The 22,932-nt window shown below is 35.9% G+C and carries 19 protein-coding genes, 1 tRNA gene, 1 rRNA gene and 1 pseudogene; 9 read left to right on the plus strand and 13 right to left on the minus strand.

The window, feature by feature from the left end; all coding sequences use genetic code 11:
- Positions 1 to 74 precede the first annotated feature (74 nt).
- The 5 genes from ABWU38_RS03445 to ABWU38_RS03465 form a co-directional block, all read right to left on the minus strand.
- Positions 75 to 1,364, minus strand: a complete 1,290-nt coding sequence (locus tag ABWU38_RS03445; protein ID WP_353272478.1) for a sugar phosphate nucleotidyltransferase — start codon at positions 1,362 to 1,364, stop codon at positions 75 to 77.
- Between the two features lie 117 nt (positions 1,365 to 1,481).
- Complete coding sequence (locus ABWU38_RS03450; protein WP_253309856.1) at positions 1,482 to 2,744, minus strand: hypothetical protein; 1,263 nt, start codon at positions 2,742 to 2,744, stop codon at positions 1,482 to 1,484.
- Between the two features lie 76 nt (positions 2,745 to 2,820).
- Positions 2,821 to 3,177 carry a succinate dehydrogenase, hydrophobic membrane anchor protein gene (gene sdhD, locus ABWU38_RS03455; protein ID WP_253309857.1) on the minus strand — a complete coding sequence of 119 codons (357 nt, stop codon included), beginning with the start codon at positions 3,175 to 3,177 and terminating at the stop codon, positions 2,821 to 2,823.
- Positions 3,174 to 3,551 (minus strand): succinate dehydrogenase, cytochrome b556 subunit, encoded by a 378-nt coding sequence (sdhC, locus tag ABWU38_RS03460; protein WP_253309858.1) that lies wholly within the window; start codon positions 3,549 to 3,551, stop codon positions 3,174 to 3,176. The genes sdhD and sdhC overlap by 4 nt, the downstream gene beginning before the upstream one ends.
- Before the next feature lie 100 nt (positions 3,552 to 3,651).
- Positions 3,652 to 5,156, minus strand: a 16S ribosomal RNA gene (locus ABWU38_RS03465).
- Positions 5,157 to 5,305: 149 nt separating this feature from the next.
- Between ABWU38_RS03465 and ABWU38_RS03470 the strand changes: the two genes are divergently transcribed.
- The gene (locus tag ABWU38_RS03470) at positions 5,306 to 5,920 is read left to right on the plus strand and encodes a hypothetical protein (protein ID WP_253309859.1); all 615 of its coding nucleotides are present in this window, start codon (positions 5,306 to 5,308) and stop codon (positions 5,918 to 5,920) included.
- Between the two features lie 584 nt (positions 5,921 to 6,504).
- Here ABWU38_RS03470 and ABWU38_RS03475 read toward each other — a convergent pair.
- Positions 6,505 to 6,684, minus strand: coding sequence for a hypothetical protein (locus ABWU38_RS03475; RefSeq protein WP_265016489.1), 180 nt, complete (start codon positions 6,682 to 6,684; stop codon positions 6,505 to 6,507).
- Between the two features lie 205 nt (positions 6,685 to 6,889).
- On the opposite strand from ABWU38_RS03475, the gene radA reads away from it, so the two are divergent.
- A complete protein-coding gene (gene radA / locus ABWU38_RS03480; RefSeq protein ID WP_265045316.1) occupies positions 6,890 to 8,233 on the plus strand; it encodes a DNA repair protein RadA in 1,344 nt (447 codons plus the stop codon).
- On the opposite strand, the gene ftsY is transcribed toward radA, so the two are convergent.
- Positions 8,220 to 9,131, minus strand: coding sequence for a signal recognition particle-docking protein FtsY (gene ftsY, locus ABWU38_RS03485; protein ID WP_353272479.1), 912 nt, complete (start codon positions 9,129 to 9,131; stop codon positions 8,220 to 8,222). The two genes, radA and ftsY, sit on opposite strands and share 14 nt — an antisense overlap.
- A 190-nt stretch (positions 9,132 to 9,321) precedes the next feature.
- Here ftsY and iscU point away from each other — a divergent pair, with 190 nt between their 5' ends.
- Genes iscU through hscA form a run of 4 tightly spaced genes read left to right on the plus strand, consistent with a single transcriptional unit; the run spans position 9,322 to position 12,342 of the window.
- Positions 9,322 to 9,714, plus strand: coding sequence for a Fe-S cluster assembly scaffold IscU (gene iscU / locus ABWU38_RS03490; RefSeq protein WP_114516867.1), 393 nt, complete (start codon positions 9,322 to 9,324; stop codon positions 9,712 to 9,714).
- Positions 9,715 to 9,724: 10 nt separating this feature from the next.
- Entirely contained in the window at positions 9,725 to 10,129 is a 405-nt protein-coding gene (locus ABWU38_RS03495) for a HesB/IscA family protein (RefSeq protein ID WP_264328899.1), read from the plus strand.
- Positions 10,122 to 10,580: an iron-sulfur cluster co-chaperone HscB C-terminal domain-containing protein gene (locus ABWU38_RS03500; protein WP_253309542.1), complete on the plus strand. Its 459-nt coding sequence runs from the start codon at positions 10,122 to 10,124 to the stop codon at positions 10,578 to 10,580. The genes ABWU38_RS03495 and ABWU38_RS03500 overlap by 8 nt, the downstream gene beginning before the upstream one ends.
- Positions 10,558 to 12,342, plus strand: a complete 1,785-nt coding sequence (gene hscA, locus ABWU38_RS03505; protein ID WP_353272480.1) for a Fe-S protein assembly chaperone HscA — start codon at positions 10,558 to 10,560, stop codon at positions 12,340 to 12,342. Before ABWU38_RS03500 ends, hscA begins: the two co-directional genes overlap by 23 nt.
- Positions 12,343 to 12,349: 7 nt before the next feature.
- On the opposite strand, the gene lepB is transcribed toward hscA, so the two are convergent.
- Together lepB and ABWU38_RS03515 are read right to left on the minus strand one after the other, a co-directional pair.
- Positions 12,350 to 13,096 carry a signal peptidase I gene (lepB, locus tag ABWU38_RS03510; RefSeq protein ID WP_253309972.1) on the minus strand — a complete coding sequence of 249 codons (747 nt, stop codon included), beginning with the start codon at positions 13,094 to 13,096 and terminating at the stop codon, positions 12,350 to 12,352.
- A 94-nt stretch (positions 13,097 to 13,190) separates the two neighbouring features.
- Positions 13,191 to 13,481 (minus strand): hypothetical protein, encoded by a 291-nt coding sequence (locus ABWU38_RS03515; protein WP_265045322.1) that lies wholly within the window; start codon positions 13,479 to 13,481, stop codon positions 13,191 to 13,193.
- A gap of 98 nt (positions 13,482 to 13,579) precedes the next feature.
- Here ABWU38_RS03515 and ABWU38_RS03520 point away from each other — a divergent pair, with 98 nt between their 5' ends.
- Both ABWU38_RS03520 and ABWU38_RS03525 read left to right on the plus strand, forming a co-directional pair.
- Positions 13,580 to 14,767, plus strand: a complete 1,188-nt coding sequence (locus ABWU38_RS03520) for a phosphoglycerate kinase (RefSeq protein WP_353272481.1) — start codon at positions 13,580 to 13,582, stop codon at positions 14,765 to 14,767.
- A 58-nt stretch (positions 14,768 to 14,825) separates the two neighbouring features.
- On the plus strand, positions 14,826 to 15,653 hold the full coding sequence (locus ABWU38_RS03525; RefSeq protein ID WP_253309545.1) for an EndoU domain-containing protein: 828 nt from the start codon (positions 14,826 to 14,828) through the stop codon (positions 15,651 to 15,653).
- A gap of 177 nt (positions 15,654 to 15,830) precedes the next feature.
- On the opposite strand, the gene ABWU38_RS03530 is transcribed toward ABWU38_RS03525, so the two are convergent.
- Genes ABWU38_RS03530 through ABWU38_RS03540 form a run of 3 tightly spaced genes read right to left on the minus strand, consistent with a single transcriptional unit; the run spans position 15,831 to position 20,855 of the window.
- Positions 15,831 to 16,796 (minus strand): RluA family pseudouridine synthase, encoded by a 966-nt coding sequence (locus ABWU38_RS03530; protein WP_253309973.1) that lies wholly within the window; start codon positions 16,794 to 16,796, stop codon positions 15,831 to 15,833.
- Positions 16,787 to 18,637 carry a hypothetical protein gene (locus ABWU38_RS03535; RefSeq protein WP_253309546.1) on the minus strand — a complete coding sequence of 617 codons (1,851 nt, stop codon included), beginning with the start codon at positions 18,635 to 18,637 and terminating at the stop codon, positions 16,787 to 16,789. The genes ABWU38_RS03530 and ABWU38_RS03535 overlap by 10 nt, the downstream gene beginning before the upstream one ends.
- A 34-nt stretch (positions 18,638 to 18,671) precedes the next feature.
- A complete protein-coding gene (locus ABWU38_RS03540; RefSeq protein WP_353272482.1) occupies positions 18,672 to 20,855 on the minus strand; it encodes a ComEC/Rec2 family competence protein in 2,184 nt (727 codons plus the stop codon).
- Between the two features lie 59 nt (positions 20,856 to 20,914).
- Here ABWU38_RS03540 and ABWU38_RS03545 point away from each other — a divergent pair.
- A tRNA-Met gene (locus ABWU38_RS03545) sits at positions 20,915 to 20,991 on the plus strand.
- 873 nt (positions 20,992 to 21,864) lie between these two features.
- Here the strand turns inward: ABWU38_RS03545 and ABWU38_RS03550 are convergent.
- Positions 21,865 to 22,887 (minus strand): annotated as a pseudogene (locus ABWU38_RS03550) (DNA-methyltransferase).
- Positions 22,888 to 22,932 lie beyond the last annotated feature (45 nt).

Genomic DNA, 22,932 nt, shown 5'->3' on the forward strand with positions numbered 1-22,932 from the left:
TCTTTATTTGAAAACTAGATATTTTTACTCCTTTAAATTTAGCAGACTTATAGAGTATCTTTAACATTAGAATTTCAAAATCTTCCATATACATCATCCAACCTCACTATATCATTATCAGATAAATGCTCTCCTATCTGAAATTCAACTATTTCAAGTGGAGAGCTTGTGCTTCTATTTTCAATCCTATGGGAAACTTCCCTTGGGATTTCTATCATATGGTCTTTTACTATAGCATATTCTTTGTTGCCTAAACTAACATACCCAACTCCCGATAGTACTATATGGTATTCATCTCTATAGTGATGGAATTGCTTAGAAGTGCAGCTTAATGGATTTATAAAAAGATATTTTATAAGAAAATTTTCGCCTATTAAAATTATACTACAAAATCCCCATGGCTTGATTTCTCTTCTTATCGCTTTTGCTTTCTTAACCTTATTAATAAACGATATTAGGCTTTTGTTTGGTTGCTTATAAGCTCCACCCAATAAATTTTTATTACTTTCTGTCGTTGAAACTGGCTCTCTTTTTTTTGTTACATGTCGGAATGACGACGTAAACTTCTCACTCAATTCTAAAACTGAATTCCAAGTTCCAACATCCAGCCAATCGAAATTAGCTTCTATCATTGCAACGTTTTTTGCTTTTTCCATTACCAAGTAATCAATAGAGACGCCTTCAATTCCTGCAAAATCTCGTTGTTTTAAATACAGAAATCTCTCTTGCGGTGTGAAATGTTTCACACTTGCAAAACATAAATTATAAAGAGTCGGGGCAGATTTTTTGATCTCATCTATATAGCGTTTTGCTTTGAACACAAATATTCCAGAATTCCAATAATAATCATTACTTAATACATGCTCAGGTTTCTCTATGAAATCCTTTACTATATGATACTTTTCCTTATGATCATAAACTGCATTTATATAGCCGTATTCAGAATTGAATTCATGAGGCTTAACTCCAAACGTAACTATAGAGTTAGTTTCAGAAGCTAGCTGAGATGCTTTGTGAGCAGAAGCATAAAAATTATTCAAATCACCTATAAAATGGTCTGAAGGCAGAATTAACATTATCTCGTTTTCATTGCAGAGAAGCGCAGCAATTAATATCGCTGCTGCTGTTCCAATTTTCACTGGTTCGAAAATCACTTTATATTCTCGCAGCGCATGCAACTCCTTCTTCACTAACGACTCGTACTGTATATTTGTGGCAATTATGGGTGGCATATAACCACTTTTTAGCCTCAATAAAGTGTTCTGAAACATAGTGTTATGGCTAAATATTTTTTGAAATTGCTTTGGCTTCGATAAAGGCCAAAGTCTGCTGCCACTACCACCACATAGTATTACAGGGCGCATATAGTTAAGAAAATTAATTAAATAATTAACATCTTATGCTAATAGTAAAATGCATGCAAGTTTTTGTTGTGGAATAGTTAATAAAGAAAGTAAATGTTAATTTAAAGTAGTGGCCGGTTAGCGAGGAGGTAATTGAAATTTTTCGTCTTGCAATGAACTCCGTCTGCTTAGTACTTCATTAACATGAGGAGTATCACTCACTTTTTCAACATCTGCTTTTTTAGACGCAGCTATTTTCTCATTACTTTTGTTTTGCAACTTCTCCTTCTTTAAGCTTTTTCCAATATCTGGTTCTCTAGATTTATCTATACTTTCACTACTTTTATTTGACGGCTTCTCTAAGTCTTTTTCAATACCTGGCCTTCTAGCATTAAGCTCATCCCATGTGCCCACTATACTAAGTGGCTTATGATCCTTTTGCCCTGGCTTTAGCCTTTCTCCACCTTTAATAACATTAAAGTCACTTTTTGCTTCTTCCCAACATCCTTTCAATTGGTGTTTCCACATAGTGAAGTAAGCATCACCATACTTCTTCTTATCTGCTACAAATAATAAAATTGGAGCCTTAAGTATGGTAGCTCCCATATTCACTAAATTTTTTACTGCCATTGCAGGGGTGAACAAAAGATAGCCAAAAGACTTTGCAATTGGGTTTTGTTCGCTTATTAAATACTCCCCTAACTTTATAGGAAGAGAAGTCAACAATTTAGTACAAACTTTAGCCAAGCTTGCAACGAAAATAATAGGAACAGATATAAGACTTTTATCTAGCTCCAAGTTATTATTCTGATCTCTAATTTCTGAAAAATGGGTGCTTAGCTTCTTGTAATCACTAGTGTATAGTAATTTTCCATTTCTTCCTTTTTCATCTCTATCTTTCTCATCAACTTCTCCCGTGTCATCATTGATGAAGCAACCTTTTTTAGCAAGAAAAGAAGAATTAGTTAATCTAAGTAACTTAGTATCAACCTCAAAGACCGGCAAGTGTTTTTCAAGATCTATTTTTGAAAACTTAAATGGCTTATAAAATTTACTATAATCATTAACCTCACGCCTACCTTTACTAACTAAAAAGTCAATAGTAAAGTAAGATTTTTTATCAATTTCCTTAACCAAGGCTAGATCAAATTCGTATTCATTATATATAAGCTGGTACTCTGGATTTCCGTCTTTATTTTTTACAAGCTTGTCATTTTTTTTTACAACTCTCCCAGAATCTACAATCTGATCATAATTTTTTGGATATTGACACTTTCGTCCATCCTCATATATCATTACCTTTCTAAGGTCTTTGACATAAACTTGAGACTCAGATGAACTAAATAGATCCTTCACCTTTAGCGTAAGGTCTATTCCCCACTTTTTCAATGTCTCTAACATATTGCTAAACCAAAATCGCTATAGTTCAATGATAAAACTAGTACACTAATAATATATTAACACAGAATTGGCAATTTTACAAGAAAATATGCCTGTAGAAGACAAAGATTGTAAAAGCGAGGGTTATATAAGTAATGCTTGATAAGTACTTTATGCATGTAATTGTGAAAATCCTTAGAGATACGCTGTGTATATAATCTTCACACACTACCTGCATTCCAAGAACTGCGTGCCAAAAAATGCAAAACAACAATACAACAAAAAATAAAAGCTCTAGAGGGTGATTAATAAATTTTTCACTAAAAGACAAAGAGCTATCAGTATAAAATGCGCAAGAAAATGAATAGATAAACCAAGGAAACAGGAGCAGTAAAATTACTGCAGAAACACGCTGGACCCACCAATGATGTACTGAATTTCCAGATTGACTCATATAAACATAAATAAAAAAGCAATAGTAGAAAGAAGTAGCGTTACTGTCAGCAGTATAGCACTCCTTGAAACGCCAGTAATTTCTAAATTAAGCCCAACATCCCACAATAAATGACGAATACCATTAAGAAAATGATATACAAAACTTACAAAACATAAGACATAAGCTAATTTAGCAACAGGAGTGAATAATAATGCATTTAAGTACCTTACTATAAGTAACTCAGGAAAGTAAACATGTAATATGAAATACCAAGAAAGTATCATTAATAAAAGGAATAGCAAGATACCAGTCAATCTGTGCATAATAGAGAAAAAACTAGTAACTTGTACTTTATATATTTGTAAATGTGGAGAAAGAGGCCTATCACTCATAAAATTTCGTTATTGGGAAATTAAAATAAAGTAGAAGTAAAGACAGCAGTATAGCACATAACAACACCATCATTAAAAATGGTAAGTTATGCGCAAAGCCCAAGGAGGTAATCCAGCTGCAGATTCCCCTACTGCTACCTTGTTACGACTTCACCCCAGTCACCGATCCCACTTTAAATAACTCCCTCCTTGCGGTTAGGTCGTTAGCTTCGAGTGAAACCAATTCCCATGGCGTGACGGGCAGTGTGTACAAGACCCGAGAACGTATTCACCGTGGCATGCTGATCCACGATTACTAGCGATTCCAACTTCATGTACTCGAGTTGCAGAGTACAATCCGAACTGAGATGGCTTTTAAGGGATTAGCTTAGCCTCGCGACTTTGCAGCCCATTGTAGCCACCATTGTAGCACGTGTGTAGCCCACTCCATAAGGGCCATGATGACTTGACATCATCCCCACCTTCCTCCAGTTTATCACTGGCAGTTTCCTTAAAGTCCCCAGCATTACCTGATGGTAACTAAGGATGAGGGTTGCGCTCGTTGCAGGACTTAACCCAACATCTCACGACACGAGCTGACGACAGCCATGCAACACCTGTGTGAAATCCGGCCGAACCGACCCTATCCCTTCGAATAGGTATAATTTCCATGTCAAGGAGTGGTAAGGTTTTTCGCGTTGCATCGAATTAAACCACATGCTCCACCGCTTGTGCGGGTCCCCGTCAATTCCTTTGAGTTTTAATCTTGCGACCGTAGTCCCCAGGCGGAATGTTTAACGCGTTAGCTGTAATACAGAAAGTAAACTTCCCATATTTAACATTCATCGTTTACAGCGTGGACTACCAGGGTATCTAATCCTGTTTGCTCCCCACGCCTTCGCGCCTCAGCGTCAGATTTGAACCAGATAGACGCCTTCGCCACTGGTGTTCCTCCTAATATTTACGAATTTCACCTCTACACTAGGAATTCCTCTATCCTCTTTCAATCTCTAGGTTAGCAGTTTTAAAAGCAGTTCCAAGGTTAAGCCTCGGGATTTCACTTTTAACTTACTAACCAGCCTACGCGCCCTTTACGCCCAATAATTCCGAATAACGCTAGCCCTCTCCGTATTACCGCGGCTGCTGGCACGGAGTTAGCCAGGACTTCTTCTGTGAGTACCGTCATTATCTTCCTCACTAAAAGAGCTTTACAACCCAAAGGCCTTCTTCACTCATGCGGCATGGCTGGATCAGGCTTTCGCCCATTGTCCAATATTCCCCACTGCTGCCTCCCGTAGGAGTCTGGACCGTATCTCAGTTCCAGTGTGGCTGATCATCCTCTCAGATCAGCTATAGATCATTGCCTTGGTAGGCTATTACTCCACCAACTAGCTAATCTAATATAGGCTCATCTAATAGCAATAAATTTTTTCCCCCGTAGGGCGTATACGGTATTAGTTGCCGTTTCCAACAATTATTCCGTACTACTAGGTAGATTCCTATATATTACTCACCCGTCTGCCACTAAGTTATACCATAGCAAGCTACAATATAACTCCGTTCGACTTGCATGTGTTAGGCCTGCCGCCAGCGTTCATTCTGAGCCAGGATCAAACTCTCAAATTTAGACTTCAACCTATAAAAGGTTGAGGGTACATCGGATCCGACAAAAAATAATTTAGCTTAATACTGCTGTCTTTATTTCTACTTTAGAAATATTTTAATCTCCAACTATTCAAACAACTTTGAGAACATTATTATGTGATATAATCACTATGTCAATATGTTTTTGCAAATCAAAAGCATTAATGTATAAATATATAACTATTTGGAATATTACCATGAAAAAATACATCTTTCTGCTTGCACTCGCACCAATGTTAGTTGGCATCACATTATACTTATTGCGCAACATTGATAACACAAAACAATCTATAACTGCGGGTGACAAGTTTTACGAAGTATTATTCTTTAAAAAAGATAATAAGCCGCTGCTAGAAGAAATAGATTCAAATTGGGGGTATTTAGCAAATTTTGAACACGCATTCAATCATATCTCAGATTCAATGCCAACAAACACAGCATCTATTTATAATGATTTGGCAGATGATAAAGATGCTCCTAATGTTTTGCGTGAGTTAGCACAATACTTAGAGGTAATGAGCTTACTTCACTCCAACGGTGAAAAAATAAATAAAGATAAAATTGATAATTTAGAATCAAGTGCAGTGTATCCTTATTCAAGCCAAGAAGCTATCGCTGTAGTAAAGATACATAATAACGACATTAAAGGTGCAACTGAAATATTGCGTTCCCTATTAAATGACAGAAAATGCCCTATCCTAATCAAAGCTAATGCACAAGAACTACTCAGGATATATGGAAGTTAACTCATTAGACTTTTTGTATAGTTTTTGGCAACAACCGTTAGAAACGAAAAAACTTCCTTGACAAACTCCGCCAGCCCCCTTATCATGATAGTGAAGGTATTCAGTTATCTTCATCTGTGCAGATTAAACAGCAAGAAAACAACGTAGTTGGCGTCTTATTTTTAATTTTTTGCACTATGTGCACCTTATGTCTTCACAACATTTCTGGGTTTTTACCCACACAAGCTGAAACGCGCTTATAAGTCGTTTAAGACAGTATAGTACGCCAATTTGCAGGATTAGAGAGTGAACACTAATTACCACGGGGTTTCTTTTGCCTTTTTTTCTGCTTAGTAAATTTCTCAAACATTTTAGTTAAGGTTAGTTGCACTTAAAAGCAGCTAAATTGCAGTGTTTAAGACTTAAAAAACGCCAATACAGAAAATAGACAATGACTAGGGCTTCTTTTGCCTTTTTTTTCGTTTGGTAAATTTCTTAACGTTTGTAGCTAAAAGAGCCCAAGAGAGGTGTCATCCCGCTGCTTGTTAGCGGGATCTATGTTAAGAGATACCGCGAATGAATCGCGGTATGACGTAGGACTGCTGTCATCCCAGTGCTTGACACTGGGATCCAGTTTTCCATATAATCTCATCGAAAATGTTGTAACCACTTTCTATGCTAGTTTGCTTGCTTACAAGCAAACTTTTCTGGATCCCAGTGTCGGGGCACTGGGATGACATCATTCTTTTTCCTGGATCCAAGTAGTCTGGGCACTGGGATGACAAAAAAAGGATGCTACTGGAATGACAGGAGAATGGGCTACTTGGATCCTAGAGGGAAGCGTTCGTGCAATTATTGTGCATGAATTTAAATGGCACAACTTATGACAATTATCTTCGCACCAAAACGTTTGTGAGACTCAGTGGTTAGATTTACTTCGCCTATTCAGCTAATTTTTATTACAATTATAACAAAATAATTTTGGCTTTGATGAAAACTGTATATGTATGTCAATCCTGTGGTCATAGCACTGGTAGGTGGGTAGGAAAGTGCATTGCATGTGACAATTGGGATACAGTTGTTGAAGAAATAGCAGTAAAAACGGGCAAAAGAAGTATATCTGCGCCAATTTTAATAAAGGCGTTATCGGGTAGCGAAATTATCACTCCAAGTCGTTTTCTAACAGGAGTAGAAGAATTAGATAGAGTTTTTGGTGGGGGTATCGTTCAAGGTGCTAGCATTCTAATTGGAGGCGAACCTGGTATTGGAAAATCTACCCTTTTGCTTAGAATTGCAGCTAATGTTGTGCAACTTTCCTCTTTTGAATGTCTTTATGTATCTGGCGAGGAATCTTTAGAGCAGGTGAGCCTCAGAGCAAAGCGTCTTAAGATAAATGAACCTAAAATTAAGCTTTTATCTACAGTGTCTTTAACTGATGTAGTAGCAACAATAAAGGAAAATAAAAGCATTAAATTTTTAGTAATTGACTCTATACAAACAATGTATGATAGCAGAATTACATCGGCACCAGGAACTGTAACTCAGGTTCGTACTTGTGCCCATGAATTAACCATTCTTGCAAAACAATATGGTGTTTCTCTTTTAATAGTTGGTCATATAACTAAGGATGGGCAAATAGCTGGACCTAAAACTTTGGAGCATATGGTAGATACGGTATTATATTTTGAAGGTGAAAATAGCAATCAATACCGTATTTTGCGTACTATTAAAAATAGATTTGGCCCTGCAAATGAAATTGGTGTTTTTGAGATGTCTGAAGCAGGACTTGTGCCTGTTGATAATCCATCATCATTGTTTCTGATGGCCCATGACAGAGAAGTAGTTGGCAGCGCCGTATTTGCAGGAATTGAAGGTTCAAGACCAATTTTAATGGAAGTTCAAGCGTTGATAGCAGGGACTAATATGGCAACCCCAAGAAGGGCAGTAGTTGGATGGGATATTAATCGATTGGCTATGATCATCGCGGTGCTAAATGCTCGCTGTAAAATGTTTTTGCATGATAAAGAGGTATACCTAAACATTGCAGGGGGACTCAAAATACAGGAACCATCGGCTGATCTTGCTGTTGCTGCTTCCCTTATTTCAAGTGTAGTAAATTTACCGCTGCCAACTTCTTCAATAATCTGCGGTGAAGTTGCACTTTCAGGAGAAATTAGGAATGTCTCGCATGCTGATCTTAGACTAAAAGAAGCACAAAAGTTAGGATTCAAAAAAGCAATTATGCCTAAAAATGGTAATTACTCTTCTCATGATATTGAGATAATTAAGCTTGGTCACGTAAGGGAATTAAGAGAAGTCTTTAATTACAATTAAATAACGCTTCAGCAAACTCTTTACTAGTAAACTCCTTTAAGTCCTCTATACTTTCACCAATTCCTATAGCATGTAACTTTACCTTATAAGCTTCTGCAAGTCCAATTACTACTCCGCCCTTAGCGGTGCCATCTAGCTTTGTTATGATTAGCCCGGTAACACTAACCATCTTACTAAATGCCTCTAATTGGCTATAAGCATTTTGGCCGGTAGTTGCATCAAGAACTAAAATAACGTCATGAGGGGCAGTGTCATCCAATTTCTTTATCGTTCTATATATTTTTGATAACTCCTCCATAAGGTTCACATTATTTTGTAGCCTGCCTGCTGTGTCAATTAGAACAACTTCAACGTTATCTTTTATAGCTTGACTCACAGCTCTATATGCCACACTTGCAGAGTCGCTACCATGCTCTCCAGTAACAATCAAGCAATCAGAACGTTCTGCCCAAATGTTTAATTGTTCACTAGCAGCAGCTCTAAATGTATCACATGCAACAAGCATAACGGACTTTCCCATCTCCTTATATTTATATGCGAGCTTACCTATAGTTGTGGTTTTACCATTACCATTTACTCCACATACCATTATTATATGTGGTTTTTTGTTCAAAATTAACGGTTGCACAACTGGGCTCAATATAGCTTCTATTTCGTTCATTAACTGCTGCGAGATAATATTATACTCAACTTCCTTGTCAAATTTGATGCTTGTGAGCCTGTCAATAATCAACTTGGAAGTTTTATGACCAATATCCATGCTAATTAGCAATTCTTCTAGCTCATCTAAAAGCGACTGATCTAATTTTTTTTTGCCAGAAAAAATACTTTTCACCCCGTCGCTAAAGCGAGAAGAAGTTTTTAACAAGCCTTTATAAAGGTTACCAAATAAACTCAAGAGAATACTCCTTTTAAATTACAAACTTAATTACAATATAGAGAATGACATGCACTACGTGAATTTGTAAAGTAAATATACTCATTTTCGTAATATTTTGTAAGTAAAATATACACAAAACTAGTGTATTTCACTTTAGTTTTTAACCTAAATATGTTATAATGTAGAATAGCGGTTCACAGGTAATTTTATGAGTTATAATGAGAAAATTTTAGATCATTACGAAAATCCAAGGAATGTTGGCTCTCTGGATAAAAATGATCCAAATGTTGGTACTGGTTTAGTTGGTGCACCATCGTGCGGTGATGTAATGAAATTGCAGATAAAGGTCAATGACAAAGGTGTTATTGAAGATGCAAAATTTAAAACTTTTGGTTGTGGTTCTGCCATTGCTTCAAGTTCCTTGTTAACAGAGATGATAAAGGGAAGAACCATCAGTGACGTTACACAGATAAAGAATACTCAAATAGTGGAAGAGTTGTCTTTACCTCCAGTGAAGATACACTGCTCGGTGCTTGCTGAAGATGCTATAAAGGCTGCTATTCATGATTATCAAAGCAAACAAAGTAAAGGTGGACATTGAGAACTAAAGCATGAGTGAATATCAAGGAGTAAACGCTATAAAGAAAGATAAAAAACTTATTACTATAACTGCGAAAGCAGTAGAAAGGATAAGGTATTTATTGGACCAAAAGAAGCATACTAACCTTGAGAAACCGGAAGAAGCAATAGGAATAAGAGTGCTAATTAAACAAAAAGGATGTTCTGGTTTAAAATATGATATTGAATATGCATATGATACTCGTCCTTTAGAGTCGATAATTGAGGAAAACTGCAGTGATGACCAAAAAGTTAAAGTGTTGATCGATCCAAAATCTGTCATGTTTATTCTTGGCTCTGAAATGGATTATGTAGAAGAAAAATTTTCATCGGGTTTTGTTTTCAAAAATCCTAATGAGAAAGGAAAATGTGGTTGTGGAGAGAGTTTTCATGTCTAGCAGCTATTTTACATTGTTTGAAATTGAACCAACTTTCAATATCAGCTTTGATGAGTTAGAGAAAAAATATATTGAGCTAAGCAGGACTGATATAAACGAAGGACAATCTAAAAATATAATTAATATTAACAAAGCTTATCAGGTGCTAAAGTCACCTCTAAAACGTGCCGAGCATTTGTTGAATCTTTTTGGTGTGGAAAGCCCAAAGGATCATCCAAATTCTGAAATATTAAATGAATCAATGGAAATAAGAGAATATTTGTTGGACTGCGATGATCTACAATTTGCAAGTAGGATGGTTGATGAAAAAATAAAAGATTGCGTTAAAAACCTAATTAACACTTTTGCTGTAAAGAATTTTGATGGAGCTGCTACACAAGTCTTAAGATTGAAATATTTATATAAGTCATTTGAGGAGGTGAAAAAGAATGCAACCAATTCAAATTTCTGAACCAAATTCAAGTGAAGTAGTTTTTGGTATAGATCTTGGCACTACTAACTCTTTAATTGCTATGGTAAATAAAGCTGGCAACGTGGAGATATTTAAAGATGAGCAGGGAAGAGAGCTACTGCCTTCTGTTATTTCGTATGAAAATAATACATTGAAAACTGGCTGTGACGTCGGTCAAAATGCAATCTACTCAATAAAGCGTTTAATGGGTGAAAGTGTTGAAGAATTAAATAAAGAAGGCCTCAATTTTGAAATAGATAACGAAAGTGAAAAAGTTATTAGAGTAAAATGCTCAGAGGAAAAGTATCTTACTCCTGTTGAGATTTCTGCTGAGATATTAAAAGCTTTATGCGAGAGGGTGAAAAAGTCTACAGGAATGGAAGTAAAAAAAGCAGTGATCACTGTGCCAGCTTACTTTGACGATTCAGCACGTAACGCAACTAAATATGCAGCAAAATTAGCTGGCATAGAAGTTCTTCGTCTCGTTAATGAACCAACTGCTGCTGCACTTTCTTACTCCATTGAAGAGAACAACAGCAGCGGAATATATGCAGTTTACGACCTTGGTGGAGGAACATTTGATATTTCAATATTGAAATTACATCAAGGAGTGTTTCAAGTCCTTGCGGTTGGTGGTGATACCAAACTCGGCGGTGATGATTTTGATCATCTTCTGAGTTCAATTGTACTTGATAAGTATAGAGAAAAAGTAGGTTTAAACAAGGAGTCGACAACACACCTTAATGTCATTCCAACACATAACGCTGGAACCTGCAATATCCGTACCGCGAAAGAATACTTAAGTGAAAATGCATCAGGCACTTTTGGCTTTAACATTAACGGCAAGCCATTTGAATGTGAAATAACTAGAGAGAAGTTCGAACAGGCAATAAGTCCTTTAGTTAATAAGACTATCAATATAGTCACTCGTACTATAAGCGACATAGATCTTAAAATTGATGATATAAAAGGAGTAATTTTAGTTGGTGGTGCAACTAGAACACCATTGGTTCAAAATTCACTAGTCAAGCTCTTTGGAAATAAAGTACTGAATGACGTGGATCCAGATAAAGCAGTTGTCATGGGAGCAGCTCTGCAGGCTCATGATTTAACTTCGAGCTCAAAAGATAGGAATATTCTCCTGGATGTTTTACCTTTATCACTTGGCATAGAAACTATGGGAGGCATAGTTGAAAAAATCATACCAAGAAATACACCACTACCAGTTTCAGAGATAAAAGAGTTTACAACTTATGTTGATGGGCAACCAGCAATGAAAATTCACGTTTGTCAGGGAGAACGTGAAATGATCGAGGATAACAAATCTCTAGCGCAGTTTGAACTAAAAGGTATACCGCCACTGCCTGCAGGTTCTGCAAGAGTTGAAATAGAATTTACAGTTAACGTTGACGGGATCTTGACTGTTACTGCAAGAGAAAAAACTACTGGAATTGAGCAGACAGTTAAAGTAAATTCAAGTTTTGGCTTGAGTGAAGCTGATGTTCAAAATATGGTTAACCAGTCAATAAACAGCTTTGATGAAGATATGAAGGCTCGTTCCCTTGCAGGTGCTAAAATTAATGGAAATAAACTCATACACTTGGTTGAAAACAATAATAACCTTTCCACTGATCAAAAGTTGAAAAACCTATTACAAAATGCAAAAAACGCTTTACAAGGCAATGACTTGAATGAAATTAACAACACTATTGCCGAGTTAGAAAATTCTTCTTTAGAGTTATGTGAATTAACAAATAGGTAGAAAAAGCTTACACAACCTTGTGCAATACCCTATTTAATCTCAAAGCAACAGGTAACCTGAAATTAAATGGTAACCAATCGACTTTCCCCAATTTAAACGATAAACCAACTATACTTACACGCCCAATGATATTTTCCATTGGTACAAAACCAACCTCAGGAAACCTGCTATCCAAAGAATTATTTCTATTGTCTCCCATAACAAAAAATTGATCGTTAGGTACATAATAAACCGTAGTGTTATATGATAGCTTATTAGAAATGTTATCTACCAAAATCTCATGCTCCTTGCCACTTAAAAGCGTTTCTATATATCTTGGTATGTTACGATTTGACTCATAATCAAAAAAACTTTCAATTTGCCTTCGCTCTACTTTCTGATCATTTAGGTATAATTCTCCCTCTATCATTTGCACTTTGTCGCCTGGTGTTCCTATTACTCGCTTAACAAATCGGATACTGTCGTTTCTTGTGGGTTTGAAAACTACTATGTCGCCACGCTTTGGAGGGGTATAAAAAATCCTGCCGCTAAAAATGTTTGGAGAAAATGGAAATGAGTGTTTACTGTAACCGTATGAATATTTACTAGTAAAAATGTAATCCCCTTCAAGTAGGGTGCTTTTCATTGAACCAGAAGGTATATGAAATGGCTCGAATAAAAAACTACGTATTGATAGCGCAATCAACAGTAAAAAAAACAATGAAGATAAAAATCTTCCCGTTCTTATCACCCAGTTTTTGCTTAGTTCTTCCAACTTTTCCAACTTTGTTTTTCTTATAGATTAAGCTTATTATAATACATAAATTAAAAAATGGTAATATGAAATTTTACTTGTGAATGTTATTCCTCTATTCAAAACAATTTTGAAAAGGCGGTTCATTTCTTTCAACGGTGTCATCCAAGTAGCGTGACACATAACTGTACGAACATTGCAATTTGCAGGTGGCAGATGAAAGTAGCTGACACTGAGATCCAGAAAAAAGAATGGTGTCATCCAAGTAGCTGACACTGGTTCCTGCAATCTCATCGAAAACGTTGTAACCACTTTCTATGCTAATTTGCTTGTAAGCAACCTGGATCCCAGTGTCGGCTACTTGGATTACACCATTATAGAGTGAACCAGTGTCAGCTACTTTCATGACACCATCTGGATGCAAATTTCCTTAAACGTTCGTAAACTTAAAACTTTACTTTAGGTCAAACTGCTGTATAGTGGCTTTATAGCTTTAGTTTTACAATGAATATACCTAGTATAGAAAATTGTGATCTTCACAATAAAACCGTCTTACTCAGAGTTGACTTCAATGTTCCTATAAAAGATGGAGAAATTCGTGACGTCACTCGTATTTTGAGAGCATTGCCTACTATTGAGTATTTAGTGAATGCAAGTGCAAAGATTATTATTATATCGCATTTCGGACGCCCAAAGGCCAGAGACAATAATCTGTCGCTAAAAAATGTAATTGACACTTTATCGCAGTTACTAAATAAAAAAGTGAAATTCATTGATGATTGCGTTGGTGAAAAAGTGCAAAAAGCAGTGAGTGCTATGGATGCAAGAGATATAATATTACTAGAGAATCTAAGATTTTATAAAGAGGAAGAGCAGAGTGACTCAAATTTTGCCAAACAACTAGCATCTCTAGCGGATATATATGTAAATGATGCATTTTCTTGCTCTCACAGAGCTCACGCTTCTATTTCATGCATTACAGAGTTTTTACCTTCCTACGCGGGATTTTGCTTACAAGATGAGCTAAAGTATCTTGAAAAAGCTGTATCGTTTAAAGCTAAACCTATTACTGCGATAGTTGGGGGAGCCAAAATGTCAACTAAGATAAAAATGCTTATAAAGCTAACAGAAAAGGTTGATTACCTAGTTCTCGGAGGTGCAATTGCTAATAATTTTTTGTTATTTAGCAAAGTAAATATAGGAAAATCTTTCTTTCAAAATGGTGTTGACGACCTTCTACATAATATTGTTGAAACAGCAAATAAAAACAATTGCAAAATAGTTGTGCCAGAAGACGTTCTGGTTGCAGTAAACTCTGATTACAGCACTAGTATTTCAAGAAGAACTGAGTCCATTTTGGACGGTGATATAATTTTGGATATCGGACCACAAACTTTGAGTACAATAAGCAGTATAATAGCAAGCAGTAAGACTCTGCTGTGGAATGGACCTATTGGTGTTTTTGAACATTCAGCTTTTGCAAGTGGTACAATAGGGGTAATGAAAGTCGTAAGTGACTTAACGCACAAAGGAAAGTTAACCAGCATAATAGGGGGAGGTGATAGTCTATCTGCAATAAGCGCTGCAGGCCTTACCGATAAGGATTTTACATATGTTTCCACTGGTGGAGGAGCGTTTTTAAGTTGGCTGGGTGGTGATGAAATGCCGGGAGTTGCTGCTCTGCAAAAATGATTAGATTAAAACTTTTTTAAATTGTTTATTATAAGCTAGCTTTTTTGTGAACGTGATTATGTCGAAGACAGTTAAACTAATTTTGTGTTTAATAATACCAATAATAGGATTTATTTTTTATATTAAGGATCATTATTTTCACACCAGTTATGTAGAAGAAAATGTTAAGGTCAATTTTGAACCATTTTTCAGTTCACAACCAGGTTATATACCACCGTTTCCAGAATTAACTGACTTCGATAGAGGAGTGTTGAAAGTTTGTGGAGATTGGGGAGCACATCCAGATAAAGAAGATTTCAAAATTTTACTTAGTTGTCCGCAGCATCAAGAAGTAGTGAAAGGAATATATGATAAGCTTGATCATCAAGTGATTACGCCAGATGCGGATTTGGAGTTATTTAAAGATGAACTGGCTAACATTTGGTTTACAAATAGTGAAAGTGAAAAAGAAACTATAGGGTTTGGACATATTTTTTGTGGTGAGCCAAACGATAAATTAGGTGGTATGCATTTTGTAGGTAGATATGTTGAAGCTCAAGAAGATAAATGGGCAGGTGCAATTTGGAATGATAAGTCCCTATGCAATAAATCAGATATTAAGCCACCAGTTTATACATTTGGAATGAAATATTTGGGTAAGGATGGGGAAGTGAAAGTTAAATGCCCAAATGGATACGCATATAACCTTCATGCCGATGATATTTTAATTTCTGCAACTAAGGCGTTCAAGGAATTAGGAAAAGATGGAATGTGCCTATATGAAATGGAAGATGACAATTATCAATCAGTGTTTGTAAGAAAGAATGATGCTATACTCACGTTCTATCCCGACTTAACACCAAAATGTGATGATAAGAGTACTTATTGTAGCTGCAGTAAATCTTAATTTATTTCAGCCAAAGATATATATAGCTAAAGTGGCTTAGGTTTACCTACAATTTGAAAAACAAAAATTCGTCATCCCGCTGCTCGTTAGCGGGATCTAGAGATACCGCGAATGAATCGCGGTATGACGTAGGGAAACCTTTCTTGGGTTAGCTATACCAGCAATGATGCCGTTACTTCAAAAATCAGGTAAACCTTTCTTAGGTATATTTTCAAACTCACCAATTAAAGTTTTTATATCTTGCGGTAAATCAGAGACAAATTCCATGTATTCCTTACTTTTTGGGTGGTATAAGCCCAGTGTATAAGCATGTAGTGCTTGCCTATTGAAATTATGAATGAAACTAGAGTTTTTAGCATATTTTGTGCTTTTACTACTATTTTTTCCGTAAACTTGATCACCAACTATGGAATGTCCTATGTGGCTCATGTGGACTCGAATTTGGTGTGTTCTACCTGTCTCTAAAGTGCATTTAACCAGGCTTACTTGTCCTATAACTTTCTGCACTAAATAGTGAGTGATTGCTAATTTGCCTGTGATTTTTGTTACACACATCATTTCTTTATTACCACGCTTTGGAGCAATGTTAGTCTTTATCGTTCCTTGTTGAGTAGACAATGTTCCCCAAACTACTGCTAAGTATTCCCGCTTTACTTTACGATTTGATAACAACTCAGACAAAAAACTATGGGCTTCCTCATTTTTTGCAATTACCATCAGCCCACTGGTATCTTTATCGAGTCTATGAACAATTCTTGGTCTTACATCAAGGTGAGCGATAACTGCGTTCAAGAGCGTATCATTGTTTGTCCCAGCACCAGGGTGCACTGTTAATCCACTTTGTTTACTCAGAACTATAATGTCCTCATCTTCATAGACGATATCAAGTTTTATGTCATAATTAGGCTCAATTGATGTGGATATGTCAGGTTGAACGAGATGCACCACATACTCTTCACCTGGTTTTACTATGTGATCATTATTAATTATCGGTATGCCAAGTAATTTCACCTGCTCATTTTGTATCAATCTTTGAGCTTTACTGCGTGATATGTTGCACTTTTCAGCTACGTAGATATCTAGCCTTAATTTCTCCTTATCATTATTAACACTTAAGGTTATTACTGAGTGATCTATAGTGATTTACCCCGCGCCATTTCCCATGCTGCTTGAATATTTTGATTTACGAAATCAACTTTTGTACTAGGAAGATCACCTTGTTTTTTAATATGGCAAGTTGTTTGAGAGCCATCTTTCCAGTGAATTATTATCTTGTTATCAAAATCCCGTAGTGTTGCCTCAACCTTTTCTTCTTTATTATCTTTTTCTTCCAGCTTAATAGATTCTAATAAATAATATAGAAAGTCACTTGGTTTGCCGTTGATTTTTTCTTTCCATTCATCTGTTTTTTCTCGTTCAAATAAATCTTTTTTCAGCTGCCTTACTCTGTCTTGTTTTTCTAAGACTGCCATTTTTTCTTGTAGCTTCTTCTCTTCATCTACTAATTGATCAGTATTATCTTCATTATCAGGCTCACTTGGTCGGTTGTGTTCTTCTAATAACTGTGTCTGTATCTCTTGATCTGCAGATTCATTAGTACTAGTTTGCATATCTTTATTTGCAGATCGATCAGTATTAGATTGACTACTGCTTCCTTGCCCATTTTGTTGAGGGTTGGGGTTATTAGGTGCGTTAGGTAATCTTTCATCTGCAAAAGTCGCTCCGGATAATCCCATACGGGCTCCAGGTTTAAGTCTAGATATTCTATCTTCTAAAGTCTCTGCTAGATTACTCAAGTTGTTTACTAAACTCATTACCTTTTCTACGTCCACTTCACTCAGTTTACCTTTTACGTCTCCGCTAACTTCTTTACACAGAACATCCACACTTTTACTAATATTTTTCAGGCAGTCAGTTATTTCTTTACTAGCAGTTGTTTTCACCTCATCCACATTTTTCTTTATATCTTTTTCTAATTTATCAAGTAAAGCTTTGAGATCCTTCCCTATACTGCCAAGCGTTTCTTTAATGTTAATATTTGCAGGCTTTAAAAGATCGTTCTTAAATAAACAGCAAATTTTATCAATAAAGTCAGTTAGGTGTCTATTAACTAATCTTCCCAATCGAGATATCGGATCATTCTCCTCTTCACTCTTAAATTTATTCTCCATTACTGATACAACACTACCTTTTCTCCATGGGAGTAAAATATCCACATTATCGAATTTTTTAACAATATTGCATGCGTTATTTACTTCATTACTTTTTAATTTACTCAATGCTATACATATTCCAACAATGAAGACAGCACTCACGAATGCAATGAAACCCCATTCTTCCCAACCATGAACATTGGCAAAGCTAAATTTATTTTGTATCAATGCACCAGCTACAATTAGACCGCTCAGCACATATGGCACAGTAAGCAAAATAACTTTATTTCTATTCTCTTGTCTTTTGTTTTCTAATATTTCTCCCTGTTTTTCAGAGATTGGTAAAATTATTGAAAAACCTTGCTTTTTATCGACCAAATCAGGAACAATTTCTATTGTTAATGCATTTTGAGCAATCTCATTTATTTCATCACTTTTTCCACCTCTAATCTTTATATCTATTGGGCTATCACCATCTTTTGATTTCTCATCTTTTATTTCTTGCTTGTATATATATCTTAGAGCAAGAGAGGTTAATAAAACTACTCCAAAAATAACAGAAACCAGAAAGTAAGTTGGCATTAATGTTGGGTTAAAAGTAGCAATAAAGCTTAAATCGTTAAGGGTTATTACCATTGCAGTTATGTAGGCTAGAGAAAATTGAAGCCAAGTGTTCACAACTGCTATAGGTAGGGTATTATTTACAGAATATTTTTTTGCTGCATGCCATGCTTTAGGGAGAAAACCAATGGCATCATTTATTCTGGCTACATTATGATCATGAGTTAGGTTGAGGTTTAAAGAATTTCCTTCTTGAGTACCTAAATACATAAATTTCCTTACATTTAAATTTAATTAATTATTGTTAACAACACTTTAAAATCAAGCTTTTTAACTTATGCCAAGGCCGGTTAGAGCGCACTTTATTAATCTTTACGTAACGATTTGTTAACCAAATTGAATGTGTGCCATATGTTTTTAGATTGGTGTATTTAATAGTTCTAGTATTACAAACTGAATAGTCGAATTCACTTAATTGAATTATTAAATCAACTTTATCACAATTTTCTGAAATATCTTCTTTTTTATAAGCAAGCAGTACTGATTTATTATTTCCTTTATTATATATACAGCCATAATCGTTGCACTTTAGTCTTTTATCTGGATTGCTATATTTTGTATGATTCAAAATTTGGTTCTGCCCATTTTGTTTCGCCCATGTTTTGACAACAAAGTTCCTATTTTTTCTGGTGAGAGAATATAGTAAGTTATCACTCTCCTTTGCAGCAACATTATCAGCATTTATTAGGATGTCGGGGGTTTTATATGCGGTGCTAAAGCAAATACCTAGTACAATAAAGAAAATTCCGAAGAAACGCCAATTTCTTTCCCACAAGCACAGCCACAATAAACCAAGTGTTATGATAATAATTGATGAGGCAGGAAAAGTACGAATGGGAATAACCAAATACTGAAGACTAGCGATTGCATTTGTTATATACAAGATACTGTCAATTGGGCGCTCTATAAATGGCGCTATAATCCATTCAATACCTAAAGGAATCAATAAGACATAAATTATTCCAAGTGGAATAATAATTAATGTAACTATTGGTATAGCAACTAAATTTGTGATAATACCACTAATTGAAAAATAATTAAAATTGTATATCGTGTACGGAACAGTTGCTAAACTTGCTATTACTGAGCTGATCATTATCGACACAAAATATTTCATTATTTTTATTTTGAACAATTTATTAGCATTAATTTGATAACTGGCAGCCAGTGCCAAAACCGCAGAAAATGACATCTGAAAGCCTGGCTTTAAAATTGCTTCTGGTTCTACTGAGAGTATCACTGCAGCAGCAAACGCAATTGCTATTAACCCTCGATATTTTCTCTCTATCATTATTGCAACGAGTACTAAAATCACCATGATGTAGGCACGCTGAGCAGAAATTTGCATACCGGTAATCAACAAATAAAACGTGGTTGGCAAGATAGTAAGGAATGCAGATATTTTCTTGGTGTTATACTTAAGAGTCAAAGTTTCAGATATTGCGAATAAATTACGAAACACTATAAAAAACAGGCCAGCAACAAATGATAAATGCAAACCAGATATGGCAAACAAATGTGCTATACCTGAATCTCTTATCGCATCCATAGTTTTTTGGTCTATTCCGTCCTTTTTGCCGATTAGTAATGCAGAAATTATGTCTGCATGTGGTTTTTTAATATTTTGCTGCAGGTTTTCATAAATGTATTGACGGAAAGATTCTATATATTCTTGAAATTTCCTTGCTTCAGCCTTTTTGTGCAAAGCTATTTTGCTTGTTGCAAAACCTGTTGCACTTATTTTCTGATAATATGCTATTCTTGCAAAATCATATGCATGCTCCGAGGGCGCAATCTTTAGAGGGAAGAGTTTTGCTGATAATTTTACTTGATCGCCTATTTTAATGCCTTTTTCCACTTTGGTTCTAACTGATATTCTGATGTTATCTAGAGCTCTATCCGGTGTCATTCCAGCGCGTAACGCTGGAATCCATATCTTTTTTTTCTGGATCCCAGTATCAAGTACTGGGATGACAAAAGGGGGTGCTGGGATGACAGGAGAGGATTTTGAGATAGTAGAGACAGAAAGCAGAAATTGTTTGTATGAGCCCCTGTCATTAATGTCCTTCACTGTGGCAATTATATCTTTTACGTATCTCTCTTTATCAAGAATTTGAGTATCAACTAAAGCTGTTCTTAATTTACTAGCTGTAAATCCTATGAGCACTGCAATTAAAGCAATGCATAGTATTGTGTACCTTTTGTGCAGTATCGCAATCAGAGTTAGTGTAGGTGGAAGCAAAAGAAAAATAGATATAGTGAAAATGCAGCTTGGTTCAAAACTTAGGGAAAAATAGGTTAAAATCCCTACACACTGACACACAGGAAACCACAGTATCAAGTTATATTTTTCATTACGTAGGTTATGACGTATATAGCTAACTATTATGTCAAAAAAAGTTAATAAATATACTAATATACGACCCATAGCGGATTTTATCCTTGTATATCCTATAATTGCAAGTATAATAGCTAAATAAACAACGACGCGGGATGGAGCAGCTCGGTAGCTCGTCAGGCTCATAACCTGAAGGCCGTAGGTTCAAATCCTACTCCCGCAACCATTTTCCAACTGTGCGAATATTGTGGTTTCAGGTAGAAACTACTTGACAAATTCCCCCAGTCCCCTTATCATAATACTGAAGGTATTCAGTTATCTTCATCTGTGCAGATTAAACAGCAAAAAACAACGTAGTTGGTGTCTTATTTTTAATTTTTTGCACTATGTGCACCTTATGTCTTCACAACATTTCTGGGTTTTTACCTACACAAGCTGAAACGCGCTTATAAGTCGTTTAAGACAGTATAGAACGCCGATTTGCAGGATTAGAGAGTGACAACTAGCTAACACGGGATTTCTTTGCCTTTTTTTTCTGCTTAGTAAATTTCTTAAACATTTAAGATAAGGTGAGTTGCACTTAAAAGCAGCTAAATTGCAGTGTTTAAGACTTAAAAAACGCCAATACAGAAAATAGACAGTGACTAGGGCTTCTTTTGCCTTTTTTTTCATTTGGTAAATTTCTTAATGTTTGTAGCTAAAGTAATTTAGGCCTACCGACAACCGTCATCCCTGTAAAGGTCAAGTATCCTGCTACTTGTTAGCGGATGAGATACCGCGAATGAATCGCGGTATGACGGTCTGCTGCTTGTTAGCGGCTAAGAGATACCGCGGCGGTATGACGGTTCGTGGCGGTATATTCGTCATCCCGCTACTTGTTAGCGGGATCTATGTTAAGAGATACCGCGGCGGTATGACGTAGGGCTGCTGTCATTCCAGTGCTCCTTTTTTTGTCATCCGAGTAGCCCCTTTTTTGTCATCCCAGTGTCACGCACTGGCATTTGTTGTAAACTCACTTTTACTCTATGGTTATCTTTTTATACTACCTTGTCTACCTTATTTTGCCGCTCCGCTGAACGGATACGAACAAAGAGCATAACTAAACTACTAATGACTGCTGAGTGAACTTAGGATCCAATACAGACTGCTTAGCCTTTAACACTTGCTCTTCACCATGAACAATGCGTTGATAAATAGTTTCTTTTGAGCATTCTTTTTTTAAGAACCTAAAAGCAGATGCAGCAAGATATTCTCTATTTTCTTCAAATGCTAACCAGTAACGGTCTTCTTGCTCACATACAAAACCTGTTGTGTTAGAACCAGCAAAAATATCTAAAACAACATCTCCTGGTTGTGTTAGAAACTGAATAAAAAATTGAGGTAATTTAGCAGGGAATCGAGCTGGATGCTCTTTTACACCTAGTTCCTTACATGCAGCAAGATACTGGCTGTTAGATTCTGAATTGGGAATCTGCAAAAGATTTGATGGAATAGCTCCTCCATTATCTTTACCAAAGCTACTACCAATATTATGTCCTGATGGTCGTTCTTTTGGAGTATAATAAGCCTTTGGGTTCTCGATAAGTTTTTTCATGCGGCCACTGTATTCCACTAGCACCTTTGTGACATCTGCTTTAGGCCACTCAGTTTTGCTGAACTACCATACTGTATTAACAGAATCTTTTGCTCTGATTTTTCTCTTATTTACCCATTCAATTGGACTTGGCAATTTAGAAGGATTATACCAATAGAAATCTTCTGCAAGGAAGAAGCCTATGTCATCACAGAAATGTATAAGCACTCTAAAATTATATAAACTTCTGGATGGCACGCCTTTTTCATAAGCCCCACCTAAATCAAGTACAAAACTGCCTGTATCTTTGAGTTTGCTATGTACTAATTTTGCAAATCGACTAAGCCAGGCAACATATTCGGCTTGGGATTCATTTCCGTATTCTTTTTTTCTTTGCAAAGCAAACGGTGGACTGGTTATTACGAGGTCTAAGCTATTGTCTGGTAATTGTGGCAATAGGTTAAGAGAGTCTCCACAATATGCAGCTCCCCTATCTGTAATATATGTGGGTTTACTATTAAATTTAAATTTTTCCAATATGTGCACCATATGAAAGATACTTATAGTCTGTAGACTTATAATTGTCAACTATTA

It is taken from the genome of Wolbachia endosymbiont (group A) of Urophora cardui, from assembly GCF_964028435.1.
In the GTDB taxonomy this organism is placed as follows: Bacteria; Pseudomonadota; Alphaproteobacteria; order Rickettsiales; family Anaplasmataceae; genus Wolbachia.